At 50.5% G+C, this 21,631-nt stretch carries 22 protein-coding genes; 17 read left to right on the forward strand and 5 right to left on the reverse strand.

Annotation, left to right across the window (positions count from 1 at the left end):
* Window positions 1-23: 23 nt before the first annotated feature.
* From GmarT_RS18290 to GmarT_RS18305, 4 genes are all read left to right on the forward strand, one after another.
* The gene (locus GmarT_RS18290; RefSeq protein WP_002649688.1) at window positions 24-653 is read left to right on the forward strand and encodes a class I SAM-dependent methyltransferase; all 630 of its coding nucleotides are present in this window, start codon (window positions 24-26) and stop codon (window positions 651-653) included.
* Between the two features lie 333 nt (window positions 654-986).
* Window positions 987-2,036: a nucleoside monophosphate kinase gene (locus GmarT_RS18295; RefSeq protein WP_002649687.1), complete on the forward strand. Its 1,050-nt coding sequence runs from the start codon at window positions 987-989 to the stop codon at window positions 2,034-2,036.
* A 79-nt stretch (window positions 2,037-2,115) separates the two neighbouring features.
* Window positions 2,116-2,481: a DUF2200 domain-containing protein gene (locus tag GmarT_RS18300; protein WP_044240608.1), complete on the forward strand. Its 366-nt coding sequence runs from the start codon at window positions 2,116-2,118 to the stop codon at window positions 2,479-2,481.
* A gap of 36 nt (window positions 2,482-2,517) precedes the next feature.
* Entirely contained in the window at window positions 2,518-2,955 is a 438-nt protein-coding gene (locus GmarT_RS18305; protein ID WP_002649685.1) for a VOC family protein, read from the forward strand.
* A 49-nt stretch (window positions 2,956-3,004) separates the two neighbouring features.
* Here the strand turns inward: GmarT_RS18305 and GmarT_RS18310 are convergent, their stop codons facing one another.
* Complete coding sequence (locus GmarT_RS18310; RefSeq protein WP_002649684.1) at window positions 3,005-3,787, reverse strand: carbonic anhydrase family protein; 783 nt, start codon at window positions 3,785-3,787, stop codon at window positions 3,005-3,007.
* 277 nt (window positions 3,788-4,064) lie between these two features.
* Here GmarT_RS18310 and GmarT_RS18315 point away from each other — a divergent pair, with 277 nt between their 5' ends.
* From GmarT_RS18315 to GmarT_RS18360, 10 genes are all read left to right on the forward strand, one after another.
* Window positions 4,065-4,844: a Tm-1-like ATP-binding domain-containing protein gene (locus tag GmarT_RS18315; RefSeq protein ID WP_002649683.1), complete on the forward strand. Its 780-nt coding sequence runs from the start codon at window positions 4,065-4,067 to the stop codon at window positions 4,842-4,844.
* 37 nt (window positions 4,845-4,881) lie between these two features.
* Window positions 4,882-5,214, forward strand: a complete 333-nt coding sequence (locus GmarT_RS18320) for an EthD family reductase (protein WP_002649682.1) — start codon at window positions 4,882-4,884, stop codon at window positions 5,212-5,214.
* A 98-nt stretch (window positions 5,215-5,312) separates the two neighbouring features.
* Window positions 5,313-6,875 (forward strand): sulfatase family protein, encoded by a 1,563-nt coding sequence (locus GmarT_RS18325; RefSeq protein ID WP_002649681.1) that lies wholly within the window; start codon window positions 5,313-5,315, stop codon window positions 6,873-6,875.
* Between the two features lie 273 nt (window positions 6,876-7,148).
* Window positions 7,149-8,669, forward strand: coding sequence for a sulfatase family protein (locus GmarT_RS18330; protein WP_002649680.1), 1,521 nt, complete (start codon window positions 7,149-7,151; stop codon window positions 8,667-8,669).
* Between the two features lie 166 nt (window positions 8,670-8,835).
* Window positions 8,836-9,537: an SDR family oxidoreductase gene (locus GmarT_RS18335; RefSeq protein WP_002649679.1), complete on the forward strand. Its 702-nt coding sequence runs from the start codon at window positions 8,836-8,838 to the stop codon at window positions 9,535-9,537.
* 113 nt (window positions 9,538-9,650) lie between these two features.
* Window positions 9,651-10,013 carry a GNAT family N-acetyltransferase gene (locus tag GmarT_RS18340; RefSeq protein WP_149303066.1) on the forward strand — a complete coding sequence of 121 codons (363 nt, stop codon included), beginning with the start codon at window positions 9,651-9,653 and terminating at the stop codon, window positions 10,011-10,013.
* A 41-nt stretch (window positions 10,014-10,054) separates the two neighbouring features.
* The gene (locus GmarT_RS18345) at window positions 10,055-10,585 is read left to right on the forward strand and encodes a GNAT family N-acetyltransferase (protein ID WP_002649677.1); all 531 of its coding nucleotides are present in this window, start codon (window positions 10,055-10,057) and stop codon (window positions 10,583-10,585) included.
* A 235-nt stretch (window positions 10,586-10,820) separates the two neighbouring features.
* Window positions 10,821-11,357: an RNA polymerase sigma factor gene (locus tag GmarT_RS18350; RefSeq protein WP_002649676.1), complete on the forward strand. Its 537-nt coding sequence runs from the start codon at window positions 10,821-10,823 to the stop codon at window positions 11,355-11,357.
* Window positions 11,348-13,351, forward strand: a complete 2,004-nt coding sequence (locus GmarT_RS18355) for a hypothetical protein (RefSeq protein ID WP_149303068.1) — start codon at window positions 11,348-11,350, stop codon at window positions 13,349-13,351. Before GmarT_RS18350 ends, GmarT_RS18355 begins: the two co-directional genes overlap by 10 nt.
* Window positions 13,352-13,387: 36 nt before the next feature.
* Window positions 13,388-14,956, forward strand: a complete 1,569-nt coding sequence (locus GmarT_RS18360) for an alpha/beta hydrolase (RefSeq protein WP_002646388.1) — start codon at window positions 13,388-13,390, stop codon at window positions 14,954-14,956.
* Between the two features lie 54 nt (window positions 14,957-15,010).
* On the opposite strand, the gene GmarT_RS18365 is transcribed toward GmarT_RS18360, so the two are convergent.
* A complete protein-coding gene (locus tag GmarT_RS18365) occupies window positions 15,011-16,576 on the reverse strand; it encodes a sulfatase (protein ID WP_149303069.1) in 1,566 nt (521 codons plus the stop codon).
* A 199-nt stretch (window positions 16,577-16,775) separates the two neighbouring features.
* Between GmarT_RS18365 and GmarT_RS18370 the strand changes: the two genes are divergently transcribed.
* Window positions 16,776-17,417, forward strand: coding sequence for a hypothetical protein (locus GmarT_RS18370; protein ID WP_002646386.1), 642 nt, complete (start codon window positions 16,776-16,778; stop codon window positions 17,415-17,417).
* A gap of 77 nt (window positions 17,418-17,494) precedes the next feature.
* A complete protein-coding gene (locus GmarT_RS18375) occupies window positions 17,495-18,313 on the forward strand; it encodes a class II glutamine amidotransferase (protein ID WP_002646385.1) in 819 nt (272 codons plus the stop codon).
* A 147-nt stretch (window positions 18,314-18,460) separates the two neighbouring features.
* Here GmarT_RS18375 and GmarT_RS18380 read toward each other — a convergent pair whose 3' ends face one another.
* The 3 genes from GmarT_RS18380 to GmarT_RS18390 all read right to left on the reverse strand — a co-directional run bounded on the left by GmarT_RS18380 (window position 18,461) and on the right by GmarT_RS18390 (window position 20,862).
* Window positions 18,461-18,934, reverse strand: a complete 474-nt coding sequence (locus GmarT_RS18380; protein ID WP_002646384.1) for a hypothetical protein — start codon at window positions 18,932-18,934, stop codon at window positions 18,461-18,463.
* Window positions 18,935-19,000: 66 nt separating this feature from the next.
* Window positions 19,001-20,467, reverse strand: a complete 1,467-nt coding sequence (locus GmarT_RS18385) for a M56 family metallopeptidase (protein ID WP_002646383.1) — start codon at window positions 20,465-20,467, stop codon at window positions 19,001-19,003.
* Window positions 20,468-20,478: 11 nt separating this feature from the next.
* Window positions 20,479-20,862 carry a BlaI/MecI/CopY family transcriptional regulator gene (locus tag GmarT_RS18390; protein ID WP_044237733.1) on the reverse strand — a complete coding sequence of 128 codons (384 nt, stop codon included), beginning with the start codon at window positions 20,860-20,862 and terminating at the stop codon, window positions 20,479-20,481.
* Between the two features lie 369 nt (window positions 20,863-21,231).
* On the opposite strand from GmarT_RS18390, the gene GmarT_RS18395 reads away from it, so the two are divergent.
* Window positions 21,232-21,627 (forward strand): BlaI/MecI/CopY family transcriptional regulator, encoded by a 396-nt coding sequence (locus GmarT_RS18395; RefSeq protein WP_002646381.1) that lies wholly within the window; start codon window positions 21,232-21,234, stop codon window positions 21,625-21,627.
* Window positions 21,628-21,631: the final 4 nt, after the last annotated feature.

Below are 21,631 nucleotides of genomic sequence, written 5' to 3' on the forward strand. Positions count from 1 at the left end.
AAGTTTTTACAGGATTACTTGATGTGTCTTTAGAAGAAATTGAAATCTCAAACAACGATTCGTTCATGCCCGCTGAGATCGTTGCTTTTCTGCACGAAGCTGATGAAAGAGTCAGCCAGTTTCTTCAGGCCAGCCCACGCCGCGCCACTGGTTTCGTCCCGTCTGATTTCAAAACAGTCTACCACGCTCTGCAAACTATTACCGATACGAATCTTGCCTCCGGAACTTCGTTTTGCGAATGGGGGAGTGGTTTCGGCGTAGTGACGTTGTTAGCTTCGATGCTTGAGTTTGCGGCCTGTGGCATAGAAATTGAGCAGGAACTGGTCGACGAATCCCGCAGAATGGCAGATGATTTTGGTCTGCCCGGAGAGTTCGTTCAAGGCAGTTTCATTCCATCGGGCGCCGAATCCTGTGTCGACGAAGCTTATGCCGAGAACAATACCGAGTATTCATGGCTCATTACAGATGCGGAAGACGGATACGATGAACTACAGCTTGGTCCCGAAGATTTTGACATCGTTTTCTCCTATCCCTGGCCTGGCGAGGAGTATCTGATCACGAATTTGTTTGAGAAATATGCCGCCGAAGGAGCACTGTTGCTGACATACAACTCACTTGAGTCAGTCCGTCTTCAACGCAAGTTGTGTGAATAGCCTTGTGCCCCGTAAGATATTCGAATTTCAAAACCCCACAACAGACGACAAGCTCAAGCAGGGGAGATTCTTTTCTGGGAAACATCTTTCGGTTGGTGCGACACTCAGATGGCAGGATGTAAGCTCCTTTCATTGATCGAGATGAATGTTTTAATCTTTAGCAATTAGTTTTAAACGAACAGATCATCTGTTAAGAAGTTTTTCATGCCCTGTTTACCCGCATCATGATCGTTTATATAAGTAGCCCTACAGACAGGTCGCGTTCGACGTCCGGACGGATTCACATATTCAGGTAAAAGGTACCAAAGTAGTCATTTATCAGGAACAGAGACAATGCACGAAACGAATGAACCACCCCCCAATACCTTCTTTATCGAAGTGTCTGGATCTGGTCTGCCCGAAGTAGATGGTCTCTTCGTTCCTTCGGTGGCACCGCCTGTAGAATCGGAATCGGGAACCATTTCCAGCCTGGGCTACTGGAATGGCAAGATGGCATGGGATCGTGCAGATGGAAAATCCGCGAGAAGCCCTGCGCTCTCTTACTCCAACAGCTATCACTCGTGGAGAATCTGCCGTCTCGATGGTCATCTTGCCTACGACATCACCTGCGAAGATGCGCTGCCACCCACCGACAGAGAATGGCACGTCTACAAAAAAGGGGTGGCACCTGCGCCTCAAGTGACACTCCATCACTACGATCCGCGACAGCCCTGCCCCGAGCCCAACGTCGTGTTTGTACTAGGCGGTCCCGGAGCTGGAAAAGGAACGATGTGTGAACTTGCCGAGTCTCAACTCGGCTGGACTCATTTATCCACGGGTGATCTCTGCCGGGCCGCGCGTCAGGCGGGAGGTCCGAATGCCGCCATCATCGAAGAATTCATCACGGCCGGAAAGCTGGTCCCCAATGAGATCATTGTGACGCTGCTGCGGGACAAGATGGAGACGGTGATCAGAACGACCGGCAGAAACAACTTCCTGCTGGATGGCTTCCCCCGCTCTCTGTCTAATCTGGAAGCCTGGCACGAGATCTTCGGCAAGGAAGCGGACCTGCCTAAAATATTGTACTTCGAATGCCCCTACCCCGTGCTTGAGCAGCGTATCCTGGGCCGTGCCAGATACTCCGGCAGGAGTGACGACAACATCGAGAGCATCAAGCTGAGATTCGACACCTTCAAGGCAGAAACGCTCCCCACCGTGGAACACTTCAAGAGCAAAAACAAGTGTGTTGAAGTCGACACCAGCCAGGATCGTCAGACCGTCTATTCACTCGTCGCCAGCAACCTCGCAGAGTATACTGATCCAAAATTCGCTGACAAGCCGCTCACAGAAAGAGCTGAGATGCTTCTGGGTTTGAGACCTTATCCAAAGCAGGAGACGCGATAAGAAATTGAACTTGATGCAGCGATCTATTCGCGAAGTGAATGCAAAACGACTACGCAACAACCAGAAGGAGTATCGTAATATGAACAGCACATCCCCCCACGATGAACGCATGGCGAAACTCACGTTTGCTGAAGTGTATCCACACTATGTGACTAAGATCGAAAAGAAAGGCCGGACCAGAGATGAATTGCATCAGGTCATTACCTGGCTGACGGGATTCAACAAAAAGGCCTTGGAAAAACACATCAAAGACGAGATAACATTTAAACAATTCTTTCAGAAAGCGAAATTAAACCCCAACGCACACCTGATAACAGGCATGATTTGCGGCTATCGAATCGAAGAGATCAAGAATCCATTAACGCAGCAGGTTCGGTACCTTGATAAGCTGGTCGACGAACTGGCAAAAGGGCGGAAGATGGAAAAGATACTGCGAACAGAATAATGATCAACGGAATCGCCCGTTGGCCGGGGAGAGAATATGACAGTCAAACGCATGGACAACGTCGGCATCGTGGTAGAAGATCTCGATACGGCTATTGATTTTTTCACCGAACTGGGACTCAGGCTTGAGGGACGCGCCCCCATCGAAGGGGACTGGGCTGATAACGTCACAGGATTACGCGACATGCGCGTCGAAATCGCAATGCTGAGAACCCCGGACGGTCACAGCCGTCTTGAGCTCTCCCGGTTCCTTGCCCCGTCTGTCGTCACCGATCACCGCAGCACTCCCGTGAACTCACTCGGTTATCTGCGCGTCATGTTCACCGTGGAGGATATCGACGATACCCTCGCCCGGCTCCTCAAATGTGGTGCGGAACTCGTCGATAAAGTAGTCCAATACGAAGACATGTACCGGCTCTGCTACATCCGAGGCCCCGAAGGAATTCTCATCGGACTGGCCGAGGAACTCAAGTAACAGATTTCCCGATAAGCATATGAGTCTGAGGCCGACCTGACTGCGCCTGTTACTGTTCCAGCAAATCAACCTCGCCGGTCTGCATATTGTAAACACCGCCCACGATTTTGATCTCGCCCTGCTTTTCCATCTCTTTGAGAATCGGGCTGTTGATTCTGATGCGGTCGATCGTACCCAGAACGTTTTGTGCGATCACCATTTTGACGAACTCGGGATTCTTACTTGTTTTCTCGCCTTTGTAATCTTTAAAGTGATCGACGGCCGGTTTGATGTTCGCCAGCATGGAGGTGATATTGCCCAGTTCGACGCCGTCAATGGCTCCATTTACGGCACCACAACTTTCATGCCCCAGCACGAATACCAGTTTGGACCCCGCGACTTTGCAGGCGAACTCCATACTGCCCAGGATATCGGTGTTCTCAAAGTTACCAGCCACGCGGGCCACGAAAATATCGCCAATGCCGCGATCAAACACATCTTCGACGGGAACACGCGAGTCAAGACAGGAAAGAATAACGGCTTTAGGATACTGGCCCAGCGCTGCTTCACGGACCTGCCTGGAATGATCACGGGCCGTCAGGGTTCCTGCCACGAATCGCTGGTTCCCTTCTTTCAACAGAGTCAGAACTTCCTCCGGCGTCAGTTTTGCCTGCTCTTCCCGGGTGAGAACACGATTCACCAGCGGTTTGATATCCGACACATTTTCGGAACTCTCTTTGTCGGTTTTCTCCTCCACAGCTTCGGCAACGGCCGGTTGATTTTGTGCACAGCCCGTCAGCAAGATTCCCAACAGACAACAGGCCAGCAACGGTTGAATTTTCATTCTGATCATCTTTGTGTTTCCTTATATGTTCCAGCTCATCAGGCTATTTTGGTTATGCTATCATCGGGAACTCTACCTCACAGCAGGTAGTCGTGTTGTAAACAGTCACAGAATATCAATAATTTCTGCAATCTCGAGTCAGAATGAAGATCACAGTCACTACAGCCTGACCTTTTCGGTCTGATGCCGTATTCTTTTGCCGGACTTGACAAAATCAGACAGGCATCCTCACTATGAACATTGGATTGACTGGAAACCGTTGAATACGAGAAATGGAAGAACTCGCATGCCGCAAACCGTCTATGCGCTCGCCACGATGGACACCAAAGCCGACGAACTCTGCTTTGTAGCAGACACAATTCGCAAAACGGGGCTCGAAGTCACGCTGGTCGACTTAAGTACCCGCGGCTCTTCAGAGCAAACCAATATCACCGCGCAGACGGTTGCAGCCTCCCATCCCGACGGTCCCGACTTCCTGCAGCAACAAACTGACCGGGGGCAGGCTGTGACAGAGATGGCAGCAGCGCTGCGCAACTGGCTGCCGGATGAGGTCAATGCAAAACAGGTGGCAGGTGTGATCGCGATCGGGGGAAGCGGCGGAACAGCGAGTGTTTCCCCCGCGATTCAGGCACTCCCCGTCGGTTTTCCCAAACTGATCGTCTCGACCGTCGCCAGCGGGGATACACGGCCTTACGTGGGACACAGTGATATCACTATGATGTACTCCGTCGTCGATGTGTCAGGGCTCAACTCGGTCTCGCGGCGGATACTGAGCAACGCCGCCCATGCCATCGCCGGCATGGTGACTCCTTCTTCTGAATTCACTGACGACAGACCCACTCTCGGCATGACGATGTTCGACGCCACAAAAAGCGAGCACGACGACGTTTTGCTGCTCTGTCATGGCGGTCCGATTGCGATGCCCGACGACGCCCAGTGTATCTTTGACCGCGTACCAGGAATCGATGGTTTCTATGGCGCCAGTTCGATGGAACGGCTGCCGACCGAAATCGCTGAAACGGATCAGGTCCGACAGTTTGGGGATCTGCGTTTAGCGAATAATTAAAAGCTCACTTTTCTTTGACTGACCGAAGGATTCGAAAATGTATCGACTGACTGTCATGTACGGACACCCGCAAGACCCTGCCGAATTTGATCGCTATTATCACGAAGTCCATATCCCCCTGGCAAAAACCATGAAAGGCCTCACCGGCTGGACCATCGGCAAATGCATTTCCGCAGAAGCAGGCAGCCCTCCGCCTTATTACCTGATGGTCAGCCTGTATGCGGAATCGGCTGCCGGGATGCAGGCGGTTCTCGAAAGCCCGGAAGGTCAGGCCACCATCGCAGATGTCTCCAATTTTGCCACCGGCGGCGTTATGTTTATGTATAATGAGGAACAGGTATTGATTCCTGTCGACTTGAAAGGATCGTGAGAGCGAATATACCAACGTTTGTTGCATTTTCGCCACGTCGATCCTTATAGTGAATTGATCAAGTACCATCATTCACATAACAGGAAGGTCATCACAAGATGAAGTCTTTCACGCAATCGATCCGTCCGATTTTAATTCTCTCCGGTCTGTTCCTGAGTCTTTTTCTGCCAATTGCTCACGCTGCCGATAAGCAGTCGAACATCGTGTATATACTGGCCGATGATCTCGGTTACGGTGACGTGAGTTGTTACAACCCGGAATCGAAAATCAAAACGCCGCACATTGATCGGCTGGCGGCAGAAGGGATGAAATTCACCGATGCCCATACGCCGTCTGCCGTCTGTACGCCGACGCGGTACGGGATTCTGACCGGTCGCTACTGCTGGCGGACGCGATTGAAATACCGGGTACTGGATGGCTTCGATCCGCCTCTCATCGAACAGGACCAGGTCACCGTCCCTTCACTGCTGAAAAAAGCGGGTTACGACACCGCGTGTATCGGAAAATGGCATCTGGGTATGCAATGGACAGACAAGAATGGCCAGCCGGTTCCCGCTGTTCCCATCGACCGACGTCAGCGTCCCCGCGTGGGGGATGACGTCGATTACACGAAACCGATTCTCGGCGGCCCCTTGACCAGCGGCTTCGACTATTACTTCGGCATCTCGGCTTCACTGAATATGTCTCCTTTCTGTTTCATCAGAAACGATCGCCCCGTAATTCTTCCTACCATTCCTTCGGAACGGATTCAGACCGAATTTCTTTCTGTCGATCAGGGCATGCGTTCCCCTGATTTTACAATCCGCAGCGTGATGCCCACACTCACGGGAGAAGCCGTCAAATACATCGAACGGCACGGGAAAGAATCTCCCGAACGGCCCTTCTTTCTGTATTTCCCGCTCACTGCACCGCATCTGCCGCTGGTGCCGAACGACGAATTTAAAGGCAAAAGTGCAGCCGGCGAATATGGTGATTTTGTGCTTGAGGTGGATGCGACTGTCGGAGCAATTATGGATGCCCTGCAGCGTACCGGCGTGGCCGAGAACACGCTGGTGATTTTCACCTCTGACAATGGCGGACTATATCACTGGTGGACGCCTCAGGAAACCGATGACCTCAAACATTACAAGCCCAATCATCGCGGGCAGTACGTTAAAGACCGTGGCCATCAGGGGAACGCCCACCTGCGCGGTACGAAGGCTGACATCTGGGAGGGCGGCCATCGGGTCCCCTTTATCGTCCGCTGGCCCGGCAAGACTCCGGCTGACTCAACCAATGACGAACTGGTAGAACTCACCGATCTGCTGGCAACCTGTGCCGCGATTACTGATACAAAGCTGCCTGACGGAGACGCACAAGACAGCGTCAATATTCTACCCGCCCTGCTCGGTAAGAAAAGTGATACGCCACTGCGAGAGTATGCCATCCATCATTCGCTGTGGGGTCACTTCTCCGTTCGGCAGGGACCGTGGAAGATGATTCCCAAACGAGGTTCGGGCGGCTTCACCCGTGCCCGCGAAGTCGAACCCGCAGCAGGAGAACCGACAGGACAGCTCTACAACCTTAAACAGGATCCTTCAGAAACAAAGAACGTCTGGCTGGAACATCCGGAAGTTGTGAAACCACTCTCAGCAATTCTGGAACAAGTCCAGAAACAGTAACGTGGCCAGTTAAAGTTCTCAAAGTGTTTCTCTGACGGATAGATACAGGAAATTCATAATTCATGAGGATCTTTACAAACAAATGCCCTCATTTGTAATGTAGTCGGAGCACCTTTTTGTTCTCTGTCATAATCAGTAACTAATGTGATTCAGACTGACTGTTATATTGAGTTAATTTCTGGCTTGAGTCACATGATTCTGACAGAATAAACGGATTCAACGATTCGTACTGAGATTCAGGATACACACTCGAATAAACCAGGTAACATCGCCATGACACAACACTCTCTGAAATCAACTTGTCTTCCCCTGTCACTGTTTTTTCTGCTCGGGATGCTCACCCATTCTGCGCTTGCTGCCAAACCACCCAATATTCTGTTAATCGTTTCGGAAGACAATGGTCCAGAATTGGGCTGTTACGGCGACCCGTATGCGAAAACACCGCACCTTGATCAACTGGCGAAACAGGGAGTTCGGTTTGAAAACGCGTTCGTGCCTTACTCGGTATGTTCGCCTTCGCGGGCCTGTTTCCTGACAGGGAAATACCCACATCAGAATGGTCAGATCGGCCTGGCAACGCATAAATTTGCATTGTACCAGAAGGAGACCCCCAATTTTGTCACGCTGTTGAAGGAACAGGGTTATCAAACGGGGCTGATCGGAAAACTCCATGTAAATCCTGAAGATGCGTTTCCATTTGATTTTCGCGCGATCCGCTCTGCGAATTTCAATCGCCGGGAACCGGTGACTGCTTACGCCTCTCAAGCGGCGAAATTCTTTGCGCGAACGAAAGACCAGCCCTGGTTTCTGTCGGTCAACTTTCCCGACGCGCATCTCCCCTTCATTCAACAAGCGAACGGACGACCAGCCCACCCCCTGACTGCCGACGATGTGAAACCGATGCCCTGGGTCGGCGTTGACACACCACGCCTGCGGAAACAGGTAGCCAACTACTATAATTGTATGGCCCGTCTGGATACGGGAGTGGGTTTACTGCTGAATGAACTCGATAAAGCGGGAGCAACCGAAAACACACTCATCTTCTACATCGGCGATCATGGAGCCCAGTTTCCACGCGGCAAGGGAAGCGTCTACGAAGGTGGACTCCGTGTCCCGTTGATCGTCTCCTGGCCAGGGAAAACACACCCGGGAATGGTGCGGAAGGAACTGACCTCAACTCTGGACCTGTTACCGACCGCCCTCGCGGCTGCAGGAAGAGAGATTCCCGAAGAGCTGGCAGGACGTGACCTGACACCTTTACTCACAGACGCACCTGTCAAGAACTGGCGTGACTATATTTTCGGCTTCACAACCGGTTCTTTTCCGCGAAACTGTTACATCCAGCATTCACTTCGCGATGAGAGATATAAACTGATTTCCAATCCACGACCGGGGACAGAGAATCTGATCGCCGACAGTTATCTCGACGAATCGCATCTTCATTTTGTCATTTCTGGAGCAACCGCCGCTGACCAGAAAACAATTTCTCCACAAACAAAACAGGTGTTTACCCGCTGGTCTCAACCCCCTCGTTATGAACTGTATGACCTGCAGCAGGATCCCTGTGAATGGAATAATCTTGCCGAGGATCCTGATTATACAATGGTGAAGACTCGACTGATCAACGCTTTGACAAAACTGCAACAGCAGACCCGCGATCCTTTTCTCGACCCCGCGAATCTCGAAGCGTTCGTCAAGGAACAACTCAACAACCGAGATATGAAATACCGTAAGCAGAAGGATTTTCGCTGGTCCTACCTGGATTCCTTTGCCAACTGGCGGGCAGAGCAGTAGTTTTGGTACTCATACAATTAAACCAATTCAAGACCGTTCGGTTGCTGACTAGACTATAGACACGTATTTCAACATGAAATCTGATACCCTTTACAGACCGAGATCAGGTATCAACTCGTGGTCTTCCTATAATTCAACATTAAGTAATAAGTAGAAGGTGTTTCAGATGTCAGATAAAGTTGCAGTTATTACAGCGGCTGGTAGCGGAATGGGTGCTGCGATTGCTCGAAAGCTTGCTGAACAGGAATTTAAGGTTGTGATCCTCTCTTCCTCAGGTCGCGGTGAAGCGCTGGCCGAAGAACTGGGCGGTGTTGGTGTCACCGGATCGAATCAAAAGCCGGAAGATTTAAAACGACTCGTAGAGACCGCCGTAGATTCCTTTGGAGGAATCGACGTGGTCGTCAACAGCGCTGGCCATGGTCCTAAAGGACAGATTCTCGAAATCAGTGATGACGACTGGCATCAGGCATTGGACGTCTATTTTCTCAATGTCGTGCGCATCGCGCGGCTGGTCACTCCGATCCTGCAGTCCCGTGGAGGGGGACCGATAATCAATATATCCACATTTGCAGCATTCGAACCAGATCCGCTGTTCCCCACCTCAGGCGCGTTTCGTGCCAGTCTCGCCGCGTTTACCAAGCTATATGCCGATCAATACGCGTCTGATAACATTCGTATGAATAACATTCTACCTGGATTCATTGACAGCCTGCCCGAAACGGAAGAGCGGCGGCTGCGCATCCCCATGGGACGCTATGGCACGATGGACGAAATTTCGGAAACCGTGGCCTTTCTGGTTTCAGACGGTGCCAAATATATCACCGGCCAAAATCTCCGCATTGATGGCGGCCTGACTCGATCAGTTTAACCATTCGAAGTGTCTCATTCAGAAACTGGCTCAAGTTGATCACATTACATAAATTGAAAGATCCCTATCAGATAAATTCACTGGCACACGAATCCAGAGCAGAGGGATTTCACATGCTCGATCGTCTGCAACAGGAATGGAAAGAGGGAACAAATCGATTTGACCAGGCTGGCGAAATACTGCTTCTGGCAATTCAGAACCAGCAGGTTGTGGGCGTATGTGGTCTGAACCGCGATCCGTACACAGACGATGATCGCGTGGGTCGAGTCAGACGGTTATACGTCTCAGTAGACAGTCGACGCAGAGGAATCGGACGCCTGCTTGTCACAGAAATTCAGAACCACTGCCAGGGTGTGTTCGATCAACTGCGCCTGCGTACTGACACTCCGGAAGCCGATGCCTTTTATCGTTGCCTGGGTTTCCGCCGCGTAAAAGGAGATCCTGAATGTACCCATCTGCGAGAGATATGTCAGTGAATGTATTTGTAGTGTAACAAGACACTATAGAATGTTTAGCAATGCATATTGAAGAAAAAATAGAACACGATATCGATCCTCAGCTTCAAGACGAGATTACCAGGCTGCGCAATGATTGCTTTCCCGAAGATTCGAAAGAAAGATCATATTTCAAACAGTTGCCTCATTTTAGATTTTTAGCGTTTGAGGACGAAATACTGGTTGGACAAATGGGGATTGACCATCGAATGATCTCAGTTGGGAATTCAGTGTTCTCTATATTTGGAGTGATAGATTTATGTATTGCCACCAGTTACAGAAACAGAGGCATTGCTTCAGAGTTACTGGAACAACTTTCGGCATTGGCGAGTGAGAAAGGAATCGATTTTCTGTTCCTCGTTGCCGATGATCATCGTTTGTATCAAAAAAATGGATTTCAATTCATCTCGACCGACCTTACCTGGCTCAGAATTGATGAGCACATAAATTATGGAGTCGGAAGGGAGCGTTTCGAAAATGAATTAATGGTCAAACAAACGGGAAAGAAAATCTGGCCGGATGGACCCGTTGATTTGCTGGGTTACCTCTTCTAATCCAGCGAATTGCCGGCATTTCTGCAATGAAACTGTTATGTTCTGGCGTGACGGAAGTTCTATTTTTCACCTCATTAAAATAATGGATCGACTCAGCAAAACTTTCATTCCAGCACGCTAAAACGCAAAGTACGACACACCTGTTCTATTTCTTTTTGTAATCAAGAATATTTCTACTTTTTTTTGTGTGATCAGCAACAGGTCCGGATACTACATAGATAGAGAAAGGATCAGCATGGACCTGACACAACTTATAGAACTCTATCGTGGACCGCTGGTAGGCCTGATCGCTGCCTGGGGGGCTCCCTGGAACGACGCTGCGGAAATTGCCCAGGACAGCTTTGCCGAGGCGTACCTGAGTCGAGAATCCTGTCGCGGTCTCTGGTCGGAGCCTGAGGTTTTTGGGCCTTGGCTGAGTGGTGTGGCACGCAACCGCTATCGCAACTGGGCCCGCAGTCGCAAGCGCCGCCGAAACCATGTTGTGTCTGTGGAAGCCACGACCCTCGAATCGGTCGCCGCTCCTGCTGATCCGGAACCGGCTCCCCAACTGCAAAAGCTGCGCAGCGCCATTAATCAACTGCCTCTCAAACAGCGTCAGGTGGTGCTGATGCATTACCTGGAAGAAACCAGCGTCAAAGAAGTCGCAGTATTGTTGTCGCTCAGCGAAAAGACGGTCGAAGGTCGACTTTATCAGGCACGCCGCACATTGCGACGAATGCTTGATGGAACAGTCTCCCCGTCTCAAATAGGAAGGATGTTGCTATGCCTGTAGAACTTGTTTCTGAATCCGACTTAAGAGCAGCACTTCGCCCCCATCAGGTTGACGCAAACGAATTTGAAGCAGGCATCCGCGACCGAATCGAAGCGGGTGTGGTACCTCTTCAGGATGTGTCTCAGAAATCCGCTGATCCAGTCCTGACAGTCGCTGCTACATTCATCCCCTGGCCATTGATCACCGGCGGTAAGTTTGCCGGCGGAGGGGTCAAGCTTTCGTCACTAACGCTGGCGCAGAAGCTGCTGGGTTATGCGGCGCTCCCCGCGATCAGCTTATTTCTATTAGTCGGGGCAACTTTTTTCAGTACCAGAAAAATTCACAAAGTACAGCAAGAGAATCAATCTGACATCAGCGATGCCAGGGAAATGCAGGCAGCCGTTCGGCAATGGTGGAGATCCCACAGGTTCGCTGCGATCATGGTATATGCAGCCGTTCTCATCCTGCCGATGATCGGGTCGACGTGGCTACTCTTCCTGCTCCTGCTGGCTTCCTTCGGCCTGCTACTATATTTCCTCACGAGCTTTGCCAGGATCGGTGTGGGAAATCGCTATCTAGTGGGTCATTGCTGTTTCATGGGTTTAGGCCTGCTCAGCATGGTGATGCAGAATCCTTTTATCGGACAGAGCGAGATTCATTTCGTCGATCAAAAACTGATTGCCGCAGTATTTCTCATGGGAACGCTGATTCTACTTCCCTTTCCGATCCTCAGTATGGCTCGCTTAGGAGGGAGAGAGGCATTCCAATCGAAACAGAAAACCCCGCATTGGCTCCTTGTATTTGTTACGTTTCTCATCCCTACTGGACTTTTCTATATTGCTCTTCAGCCTTTTAGAAAGTCAACTGGTAACCAGCCTGCTATTTTTGGCGGCTATGGCTGGTTGATTTTTGCTGTCATGATTGCCGTTCAAATATCTGCAGTGCTTTGGGCTTATGTTAGACGCTCCAGAAAGGGGGGCGCTACACAGCACGTGACACGTCCTGAATGGATACCGGGAGTACTCTATGTCTGCATCACCGTTCCGTTACTGCTGTGGCTCACCAATCAGATCTGGTGGCCTGCGACACCAGATCGTATTCTGCACCACGTTGAATCTTTCGAGATGGGTCGTTACCCCTATCTTTCCTGGCAGGACTGGGAAATCCCCGCGCGCTGGACGATCGAACAAGGTCTTCATCCGGATCTGTCCCGCGCACGCGCCGTTTTAGACAACGAAATCGCCACTGATCAAGATCTTTTAACCTTTATTCTGGGCAGTGCGTTCCGGGTAGGACTCGTGCGCCCCGACCAGATTGATACACTTCCCGATCTGGAAGAAGAACGACGATCACTACTGCCTGAAGCCAACCCACGAAAACCACGTAGAATCTATGGCCTGAATCAGAACGTCTGGGTCTTCTATGCCCTGGCTGATAGTAATCAACTCTCATCTGAGGATCGGGACTTTCTAGAGCAGCGGTTACTGGTCACTCTTGAAAACCCGGTCGTCAAAACGTCCGATATGCTGGAGACTGCCCTCCGCGTGACACAGTTATTAGAGGTGATCGACCGCCCCATCGACCGTGAGAAATACCGCAAGCAAGTCCATCAGTGGCTACGCGAGTTTCACAGCACACAGACCCACTCTTTCCAGATCGCTGGAGGATTCGAAAAGTATCAAGGCGTGTCAGCATCAATGCTGGCAACTTCAGATGCGGTCGAACTGATGCAGATCTATGGTATTCCCGAGGGGCTCGATTTAAACTGGGTCCGATCTTACCTGCGTCCGCTCAATTTTCGACCTGCAAACCGTAAATGGATCGCCGCGGTGACGCTCGATCGCCTGAATCGTTTGCCCGGAGCGACTCAACTGACGTTATTCGAATGGCTCTACTACGAACGCAGCCTGCTTGCCGCGATGCTGTTAGTGGCACTGTGTCTCTATGCGACTCTGTCGTCCCCCCTGCCTCGTAAAGATAATTCTGGTACCAACGAAGATTCTGCGTTAGGATGAAGCTGCTGATCCTATATTCATTTCGGGGTTACCGTTATGCTCGTACAATTCGCGCGATTCTTCTTACTCCTGGTCGTCGTCGGAATCCCTTCCAACACCGCTTCGACTGCAGCGCAGACTGCTCCTGCAGTGGGTACCAGTCTCATCCAGCCATGCCAGTTTGGAGCACAACTACAAGGAGAAGAAGCCTTGATCGTGGTTCCCGAAAACCGGACCGCTACCAGCAGTCGTAACATCACCGTGCATTATTTTCGGTTCCCCGCCCGAAAGCCCACCGGGCAGCCACCGGTTTTCTTCCTGCCCGGCGGACCGGGAGAAGCGGTGACGGCAAAACAGATTACAGCAGGATTACAGCAAAAACGGTATAACAAATATGCTGAAATGCTCGCCTTCAACCAGACGCGTGATGTTGTCATTGTGAATCAGCGTGGGAACAGCCATGTGCCGGGAATTCACCAACTGCCTGAACTGTGTTTTGCGCAACCGGGTCAACGACTGGAAGCATTGACATTTGACAAGGCTGGCGCACGCTTGAAGGCAGGTTTACAAAATTCGATTCTCACTTGTCAGAAACTGCAGTTCGATCTCCGGGGATATGATATTCTGCATCTGGTTGAAGACGTCGATGCGATTCGGCGTTCCTGCGGTTACAAACAGATTGCCTTGCGTGGCAGCAGTTTTGGATCGCAGTGGGCACTGGCCTACCTGAAGCAGCATCCCGAACAGGTCGAACGCATGCTGCTGTCGGGGGTAGAACCGCTCAATCATACCTATGACAGTGCCAACGGGATCTGGAACGTCTTCCAGCGAGTCGAAAACGAACTCCGTGCTTCCGGAACGATCAAACTGCCAGAAGCAGGATTACTGGGAGCTTTAAAGACCGTGCTGACACGGCTGGAGAATCAGCCGGTACGCGTGCGCGGCAAACATCCGCGTCGAGGTGGAACAACTGAGGTTGTCATCGGCGTCGATGATATTCGTTACTATCTGACAAGACCGATTTTGAATTCTCGCGTCCATTCCCGCAACATGCTCGAACTCTGGCCGAAAATGGTACTGGAACTTTATGACCAGAATTACCAGTATCTGGCAGCGAAGATTATCGATGATCGACCTGAGGTGAAGCGATATAACCTGCAACTGACATTGATTGACCACAGTCTGGGTATTACTGATAAACGTCAACTCGAACTGGAGGACGAAGCAGCCCGTCGCTGGTTAGGTGATGTCAACTGGTTTTATACAGCCACACGGAAGGTGACTCCCACGCCTGTAGTGGATGATGCTTTTCGTCAATTTGAAATCAGCCAGACACCAGTGTTGCTCATTCATGGGACACTGGATTTATCGACGCCTGTTGAAAATGCGGAAGAACTGTTGAAGTATTTCCCCCACGGGCATCTGCTCACCATCGAGGGAGGGACTCACGCGGCCAACCAGCACGCTGCGAGTTTCGATCCCCGCTTTCTGAAATACCTGACCGACTTCTTTAATGAACAGAACCCAACAGACGCCTGTCAACGCATCCCTGCTAAAATCACTCTACCGCCACTCCAGTTTCAAGCAACTGGAGCCCCTTCCCTGTTTTCCCAGTTGATTGACTGAGTTGCCGGGAAACGATTTCTGAACACGGAATCCTCAGCAGTCTTCCCAAAACAATCAGGGCATTAACGGCTTCAGCGGTTGTTTCCCGTCTTTGGTGACGGGGTAGAGCGCTGCATGCTGTTCCATACTTTCCATCAGCGCCTGCATCATGCGCTTGAGCTGTTTAGGCTCTGATACCGCCAGATTATGCTGCTCAAACGGATCTTTAGCGAGGTTATAAAGCTGATAATGGGAGTCTTCGGAATCTTTTGAAGGTACGTAGTGATAGATGACTTTCCAGTCTCCATCGCGGTAAACGGTAAAGTAATTACTGCGGTGTGGCGAGTGGGGATAATGCATCAGAAAGGTATCCCGATGAGCTTTATCTGGCTGGCCTGTGAGCAGTTGATTGAGCGGTTGACCATCCACGATGTAACCTTGAGGCGGTTTGACATCGGCAACCTTGAGAATCGTAGGAAACAGATCATGGACGGCGGCAATTTGAGTCTGAAGCGCGTCCTGGGGGATCGGCAGCAGCTTCTGATTAGAGTTCGACGGGTCCGGTTTGGCCCAGGCAGCGATGAAAGGCACGCGCATGCCCCCTTCATAGTGTGCCCCTTTTTTACCCCGCAGGGGAGCAGCACAGGCGACCGCGTGTTGATGTCCCAGCGGTGCATCGGAGCCGTTATCGCCCAGAAAGAAGATCAGCGTGTTTTCCGCCACTCCCAGTTGGTCCAGCTGATTCATGATATCACCCAGCGATTTATCCATGCCTTCTATCAACGTCGCAAAGGCTTGAGCATTTTTCGGTTTATCCGAGTCCTTGTAATGATCGGCGAAACGAGGATCGGAATCAAAGGGGGCATGTACGGCGTAATGTGCCATATACAGGAAGAAAGGCTGGTCCGCTTTGACGGTTTCAGCCAGAGTCGCATTGGCTTCAATTGTGAGCGCTTCGGTCAGAAAGATATCGGTATCGTGATATTTTTCCAGATGAGGGACTGCCTGATGAGCCCGCCTGGTTCCCAGGCCAAATTTCTTCATGCCATGATAACTGCCCGGTGCCCCAAATGAAGATCCGGCAATATTGACATCAAAACCAAGATTGAGCGGTTCCGCTCCGGGAAATCCATCAGCCCCAAAGTGCCCTTTCCCCACATGAATCGTACGGTAACCGGCTTTCTCCAGCAGACGCGGTAAGGTCACGTCGTCTTTCTTCAATCCTGCCCAGTTCCAGTCAGGAGGTCCTTGTGGCCCGGCGTTATTTTTTTGAGGGTTGATCCAGTTGGTCGCGTGGTGCCGGGCGGCATTCTGACCTGACATGATTGAGATGCGCGTCGGCGAACAGACACTCATCGCGTAGAAATGATTGAAGCGAATCCCCTGCTTCGCCAGTCGTTCCATACTGGGTGTAATATAATAATCGTTGAGCGGATAACGTTTCGGTTGTCCTTTCGAGTCCGTCAGAAAGGGGACCGACGTATCCATCACCCCCATGTCATCCACGAGAAACACCACGATATTCGGAGGCTTGACCTGCTGGTTCTGAAAGCGCGCAGCCTGTAAGCTGGTGACACTGAGAAAAAGAGCAAGACAGAAAATAACAGCCAGTCGCAGTGAGCGGATTAAATGCGAACTCATGGTGTGACGATCTTTCTAATACAGAATTCTCCGAACGGGAAATAAAACCAGTGATGGTTTAAGACACCTAATATACCAGTCTGCAGATGCTGCTGTCTAACCAAGTCGCTGTTCCCGTTAGTATTTTGTTGCCCTGATTCTTCCGTTTGATTAAAATCAATCAGCAGGCGTTACACTTCACTGTTGGGATACCAGATACATGACAGCGAAAGAATCTTTCTGGACGGTCTTACTCAGTTGTGTCACTTTTGCCATACTGGGCGGCCTCGCCAGCTTGTGGATCAGCATTATCTTTCCAAACTATTACGATTCCGTATTCTTCTCCGGGCGGGCAGCCCGAATTGATCCCTTCATTGGCGGCATTCGATTAGGGGCAACCCAGGGAACCGGCGTCGGATTGCTTCTCGCTTTAGGAGTTCTCGCCTGGGTTGCATTACGGGACCACAGCCAAACTACTCCCGAAACAACTCCAGAACAAAAACTGTCACATCCTCCCACCAGCCGGTCCTGGATCCCGATTTTAAGCTGGATTTCAGCGACCCTTATTTTGACGGTTATCTGCAGCACAATCGCATTCGTAATGGGAGCCCTAATTGAAGAATTACGATCGACGCAACGACAGACTACGGAAAAAATTGAAAGACTCGAATCGCTACTCGCCTCTGGCAACTATCCAGATCTCAAAACTGATTACTCCTCAGCAGCTCAGGTTTATCTGGTAGGTACAGTCCCCAATAAAAGTACCCGTCAAAAACTCTTCGAACAGGTGGTCTCAACCTTCGGGACCCAGGAGGCTGAGATGATGATACGATACGTCGAGGTGAATACAGCTTCCCCCTGACATTAATTGGGTCCATCACAAATCATTTGAACAGATGCATTGAGTTCACATCATTCGTGTTTTAGAAAGATTCCCGCATGTGTCGCTGGCTCGCTTATTCCGGTCCCTCGCTCAGACTGAGTGATGTTCTGACCCGCCCCAATCATTCGCTGATCGACCAGAGCCGCCACGCCACGCAGAACGTGGAAAGTTTGAACGGCGATGGATTCGGCGTGGGCTGGTATGGCGATGATCCGACGCCAGGCGTTTATCGCGACACACACCCTGCCTGGAATGATACCAATTTCCTGCATCTGGCCGAACACATTCATTCGGGTCTGTTCCTCTCACACGTGCGTGCTTCAACAGGCACACCGGTCCAGAACACCAACTGCCATCCCTTCAACTATCAGAACTGGCTGTTTCAGCATAACGGCTCTATTCCTGAATTTCATTCGCTCAAACGCCAGCTGCTGTTTGACGTCGACCCTGATCTGTTCCTGTCGATTGAAGGCTCTACCGATTCGGAACTCCTGTTTTACCTGGCGTTGACGTTCGGTTTAAAAGACGATGCCCCCCAGGCTCTCGCGAGAACAATAGGGCACGTCGAACAGGCCCGCCAGGCCGCCGGGATTGTAGGAGCCATCTATTTCAGCGCCTGCGTCTCCGACGGTGAACGAATCTGGGCAGTTCGTTATTCGAGCAATCGACAGTCGCGCACATTGTATCACAGTAGCCACCTCAGAGCCTTGCATGACCTGGACGGGACCTATGCAATTCTCCCTGAAGACGCAGTGATTGTCGTCTCGGAACCACTGGACGATTTAACCGACCACTGGGAGGAAGTGCACGAATCGTCGATTCTGACTGTAGAATGTGGATCATCCACCGTCACTGAGTTTAGTCCGGGATCATGAACGATTCTTATGGAGAGGAACTTCTGTGAACACGTTGAATATTCTGCTTCGCGGTATCAATGTCGGTGTTATAATTCGTCTGCCGATGAAAGAGCTGATACTTTACTCCGGCTTTTCCGTCTCGTCAGTCTTTTTGAAGTGAGCCCCTCAATCACGTCCGACGGTTCGCATCACCGATTCGATTTGAGCATGTTGCCTGCGCGTGCCTTCCAGTAATACGAACACCTGGTTTTTACGCTCTATCTGTTCCACATAATTCGGGGGAGACACCACTCTCTGTTTGTCATAATCGACCATCGATTGTTCGGCTTTCGTAACCACAAGTTGAAAAGGAGTCGCAATCTGGAATTCTTTGATCGCTTGACTGAATGACTCTGCCTGCTGGCCGGTATCGAAGTAGTAGGCTCTGATTGAAGTATCGACTCCCCAGACAACAAGTCTGGCATCGGCAATACCTGGCTGATGATATGCGCTCGTCCCCGGTTTCGCTTTCTCTTTAACTGAAGAATTCGAGTCTGTTTGTGCCTGCAGAAGTCCTGTCAGCAGAATGATTCCACAAACTGTTAGAAAGCTCCGTAACAAACGGAACGTGACATGTCTGCTTCTGTTCTGAGCGAACATCTCTCATCTCCTTTGAAATACGTAAAATAAACTCCCTCAACGCCACACGGCTAGAACATTATTTTGTCACTTTTTCAGTGTACTCACGACTTTTTCCAGATGTGAATGTGCCGCACGTGTGCCTTGCAACAACACATATTTATCTCCATCCAGCCCCAGTTGCCTGGCGTAGCTCGCCGGCATAATACAAATCCGTTTATCCTGATCGGTCTGCATGGGTTTTGTTTCTGAAATTTCGATTTTAAACTGGTCTGCAATCTGAAATGCCTTAACCAGATTGGCAAATGATTCTGCAGCCTGAGCTGTTTCAAAGAAATAAGCTCGACTCGATGTTTCAGCACCCGACCAGGAAATCAGTTTCACATTCGCGATAGTCGGCAAATTTGCTGACCTGGTATTAGGCGGAACGACTACCTTGTCCTGTTGCAGTCTGTCAGCCTGAATTCTGATATCCTGCTCCTGTTCTGTCGCGTTTTCTGTCTGAGTAATCATAATTTTTTCTGCCCGCACGGGTACTATCACAAGAACCAGCAGGCCCAGGCATACGATGACTCCACGATGCGAATGTGTTAATACACTTTTAACTTGAGAACGGGCAACCATTTTAATTCTCCTCTCTAAAGATCGGGATTCTATAAATTGTGTCCCCCAGACTGGTAACACAGATCGGTCACGATTCGTAAAGTCAACTGCAGCCAACAGTGTTCTGGCATATGACTGGCGCGAGCCGGACGTCACCGTAATCGCAAATGCATCACAACAGGTTTCCGCTGCCAGAAACATTTCCCGACGTGCGAGCCAGGCCAGCGGGTTCCACCAGAACAGACTGATGACGCCAAAGGCCAGCAGCCCGGATAGATAGTCCTTACGAACCAGATGTCCAATTTCATGCGCCAGAACCTGTTGCAGCTGTTCCTCATTTAAAGTTTCTGCAATTGCCTGTGGCAGTATAATTGTTGGACGACGGAACCCTGCCCACAACATGGGAGAACAAATCGTGTTGACCACAACCAGTTCTGGCGTTTTCGAAAGATGACATGATTGGCAGACGCGTTTCAGCATTTCGACGAGGCGTTGATCTGGCTCAATAAAATGGGTCGACAGTTTTTTCAAACGAGACCATTGGATCACCGCCAGCCCTCCCATAATGAACGTCACAATCAAGCTTAGACCGACGAGTATCTGTGAAATCATCGAAACGGTCAGACTCCTGACTCTGGTGCGTGTACTTTGATGAACCGAGAACCCGGCAGATTCCTCCGTAACTGAATGGATCGGAGTTTTCGTCACGCGATCTGTTTCCGCCACCTGTTGTTCAACAGACGGCATTGACTGTTTAGCCTGCACAGCTGGGAGCAGTGGAGCCGCCCACAGAGGTGGCGTCACGAACTTTAATAACACCAGCAGCCAGAGTGCATGCCGTAATGCCGGTCGTTCATCGAGACTGCGAGTGAAACCCAGCAGATAAACCAATATCGACGCCACGGTTACGAACATCAGATTCCAGAGCAGGCAATACATCAGATACCCCATCGGAATATTCCTTAGTCTTTGATGTTTTTGATGATTTTCTCGATCGAAGCTCGTTGTTTTTCATTCAGCTTGACCTGATCTACCAGTGAGAGCAGCATTGGTGTGAGGGAACCACCAAAGTGACTTTCCGCCATCTTCTTTAACTGCAGCCCTACGAATTCCTGCCGATCCAGAACAGCTGAAAAGCGATGCGCAAAACCACTTTTATCAACGGCCACCAGGCCTTTCTCCAGCAGGCGATCGAGAAAACTCTTCACTCCTCCATGCAGAGAATGTTCGTGTCTACCATACAGTTTCAACACGATCTCCCGCACAGGAATTCCCTCCGGATGCTCCCAGAGTATTTCCAGTACAGACATTTCGGTGTCAGTCACATCAATATCGATTTCAGGCACTTTCCGCTCCTGTTGATTTCGGGATATGCATAAACCCATTCTTTCATTCATTCTGCATTAGATGTTAATGCATTTTGCATGAGAGTCAATCGGAATCTGAATATTTTTTGGGTATCTCTCAGTCAAGCATCATCCCCGGACTTCCTGCTCCAGGAAATGGGAACATAGCTGAAGGTAAATAAGTGGTTCACTAAGAACAGCAAAACAACACGCCGAGGTTTTCCGGTGTGCTACTTCCATAGCTGACATTTCATGAAAACGGGATTTCGTTCTGCTCTCCCCAATTTGCTCAAAGCAGATCTTGACACCTGAGACAGCATGTCCTACCCTTACCTGCGACAGCATGTCCTATGTTCTGGTGAGGTAATCATGGCCAATAAATCGCGTGATGTCACGGAAGCCGAACTGAGTGTTCTGCAGGTACTTTGGTGTCAAGGACCGCTCACGATTCGCGGGATAACAGAAATTCTGGAACCGCAGCGTGTAGACGCCTATTACTCGACGGTAAAAAAACTGCTGGAACGCCTGGAAACAAAAGGTTTTGTCAAACGGGAACCCGCGGGGATCGCATTCACTTATGAAGCCACGATTGACCGCGATGATCTGGTCGGGCGACGATTGCAGGAAGTTGCAGAAACGCTCTGTGAAGGCTCGCTCACACCACTGCTGACGCAGTTGGCACAACACCACGATCTCAGCAGAAAGCAGCAGAAAGTGCTGATGGATCTGATCGACGATCTGGCGAAGCAAAACAAAAAACCATAAGGAG

The sequence above is a fragment of the Gimesia maris genome (genome assembly GCF_008298035.1).
Lineage (GTDB): Bacteria > Planctomycetota > Planctomycetia > Planctomycetales > Planctomycetaceae > Gimesia > Gimesia maris.

What these genes read in the sequence shown, in the direction of transcription:
- GmarT_RS18370 (WP_002646386.1), top strand. Translation starts at nt 16,776, where the DNA reads ATGACAGCGAAAGAATCTTTCTGGACGGTCTTACTCAGTTGTGTCACT.
- GmarT_RS18305 (WP_002649685.1), top strand. Translation starts at nt 2,518, where the DNA reads ATGACAGTCAAACGCATGGACAACGTCGGCATCGTGGTAGAAGATCTC.
- GmarT_RS18300 (WP_044240608.1), top strand. Translation starts at nt 2,116, where the DNA reads ATGAACAGCACATCCCCCCACGATGAACGCATGGCGAAACTCACGTTT.
- GmarT_RS18345 (WP_002649677.1), top strand. Translation starts at nt 10,055, where the DNA reads ATGCATATTGAAGAAAAAATAGAACACGATATCGATCCTCAGCTTCAA.
- GmarT_RS18335 (WP_002649679.1), top strand. Translation starts at nt 8,836, where the DNA reads ATGTCAGATAAAGTTGCAGTTATTACAGCGGCTGGTAGCGGAATGGGT.
- GmarT_RS18385 (WP_002646383.1), bottom strand. Translation starts at nt 20,467, where the DNA reads ATGGGGTATCTGATGTATTGCCTGCTCTGGAATCTGATGTTCGTAACC.
- GmarT_RS18325 (WP_002649681.1), top strand. Translation starts at nt 5,313, where the DNA reads ATGAAGTCTTTCACGCAATCGATCCGTCCGATTTTAATTCTCTCCGGT.
- GmarT_RS18350 (WP_002649676.1), top strand. Translation starts at nt 10,821, where the DNA reads ATGGACCTGACACAACTTATAGAACTCTATCGTGGACCGCTGGTAGGC.
- GmarT_RS18310 (WP_002649684.1), bottom strand. Translation starts at nt 3,787, where the DNA reads ATGATCAGAATGAAAATTCAACCGTTGCTGGCCTGTTGTCTGTTGGGA.
- GmarT_RS18320 (WP_002649682.1), top strand. Translation starts at nt 4,882, where the DNA reads ATGTATCGACTGACTGTCATGTACGGACACCCGCAAGACCCTGCCGAA.
- GmarT_RS18315 (WP_002649683.1), top strand. Translation starts at nt 4,065, where the DNA reads ATGCCGCAAACCGTCTATGCGCTCGCCACGATGGACACCAAAGCCGAC.
- GmarT_RS18375 (WP_002646385.1), top strand. Translation starts at nt 17,495, where the DNA reads ATGTGTCGCTGGCTCGCTTATTCCGGTCCCTCGCTCAGACTGAGTGAT.
- GmarT_RS18295 (WP_002649687.1), top strand. Translation starts at nt 987, where the DNA reads ATGCACGAAACGAATGAACCACCCCCCAATACCTTCTTTATCGAAGTG.
- GmarT_RS18330 (WP_002649680.1), top strand. Translation starts at nt 7,149, where the DNA reads ATGACACAACACTCTCTGAAATCAACTTGTCTTCCCCTGTCACTGTTT.
- GmarT_RS18365 (WP_149303069.1), bottom strand. Translation starts at nt 16,576, where the DNA reads ATGAGTTCGCATTTAATCCGCTCACTGCGACTGGCTGTTATTTTCTGT.
- GmarT_RS18355 (WP_149303068.1), top strand. Translation starts at nt 11,348, where the DNA reads ATGCCTGTAGAACTTGTTTCTGAATCCGACTTAAGAGCAGCACTTCGC.
- GmarT_RS18395 (WP_002646381.1), top strand. Translation starts at nt 21,232, where the DNA reads ATGGCCAATAAATCGCGTGATGTCACGGAAGCCGAACTGAGTGTTCTG.
- GmarT_RS18340 (WP_149303066.1), top strand. Translation starts at nt 9,651, where the DNA reads ATGCTCGATCGTCTGCAACAGGAATGGAAAGAGGGAACAAATCGATTT.
- GmarT_RS18380 (WP_002646384.1), bottom strand. Translation starts at nt 18,934, where the DNA reads ATGTTCGCTCAGAACAGAAGCAGACATGTCACGTTCCGTTTGTTACGG.
- GmarT_RS18360 (WP_002646388.1), top strand. Translation starts at nt 13,388, where the DNA reads ATGCTCGTACAATTCGCGCGATTCTTCTTACTCCTGGTCGTCGTCGGA.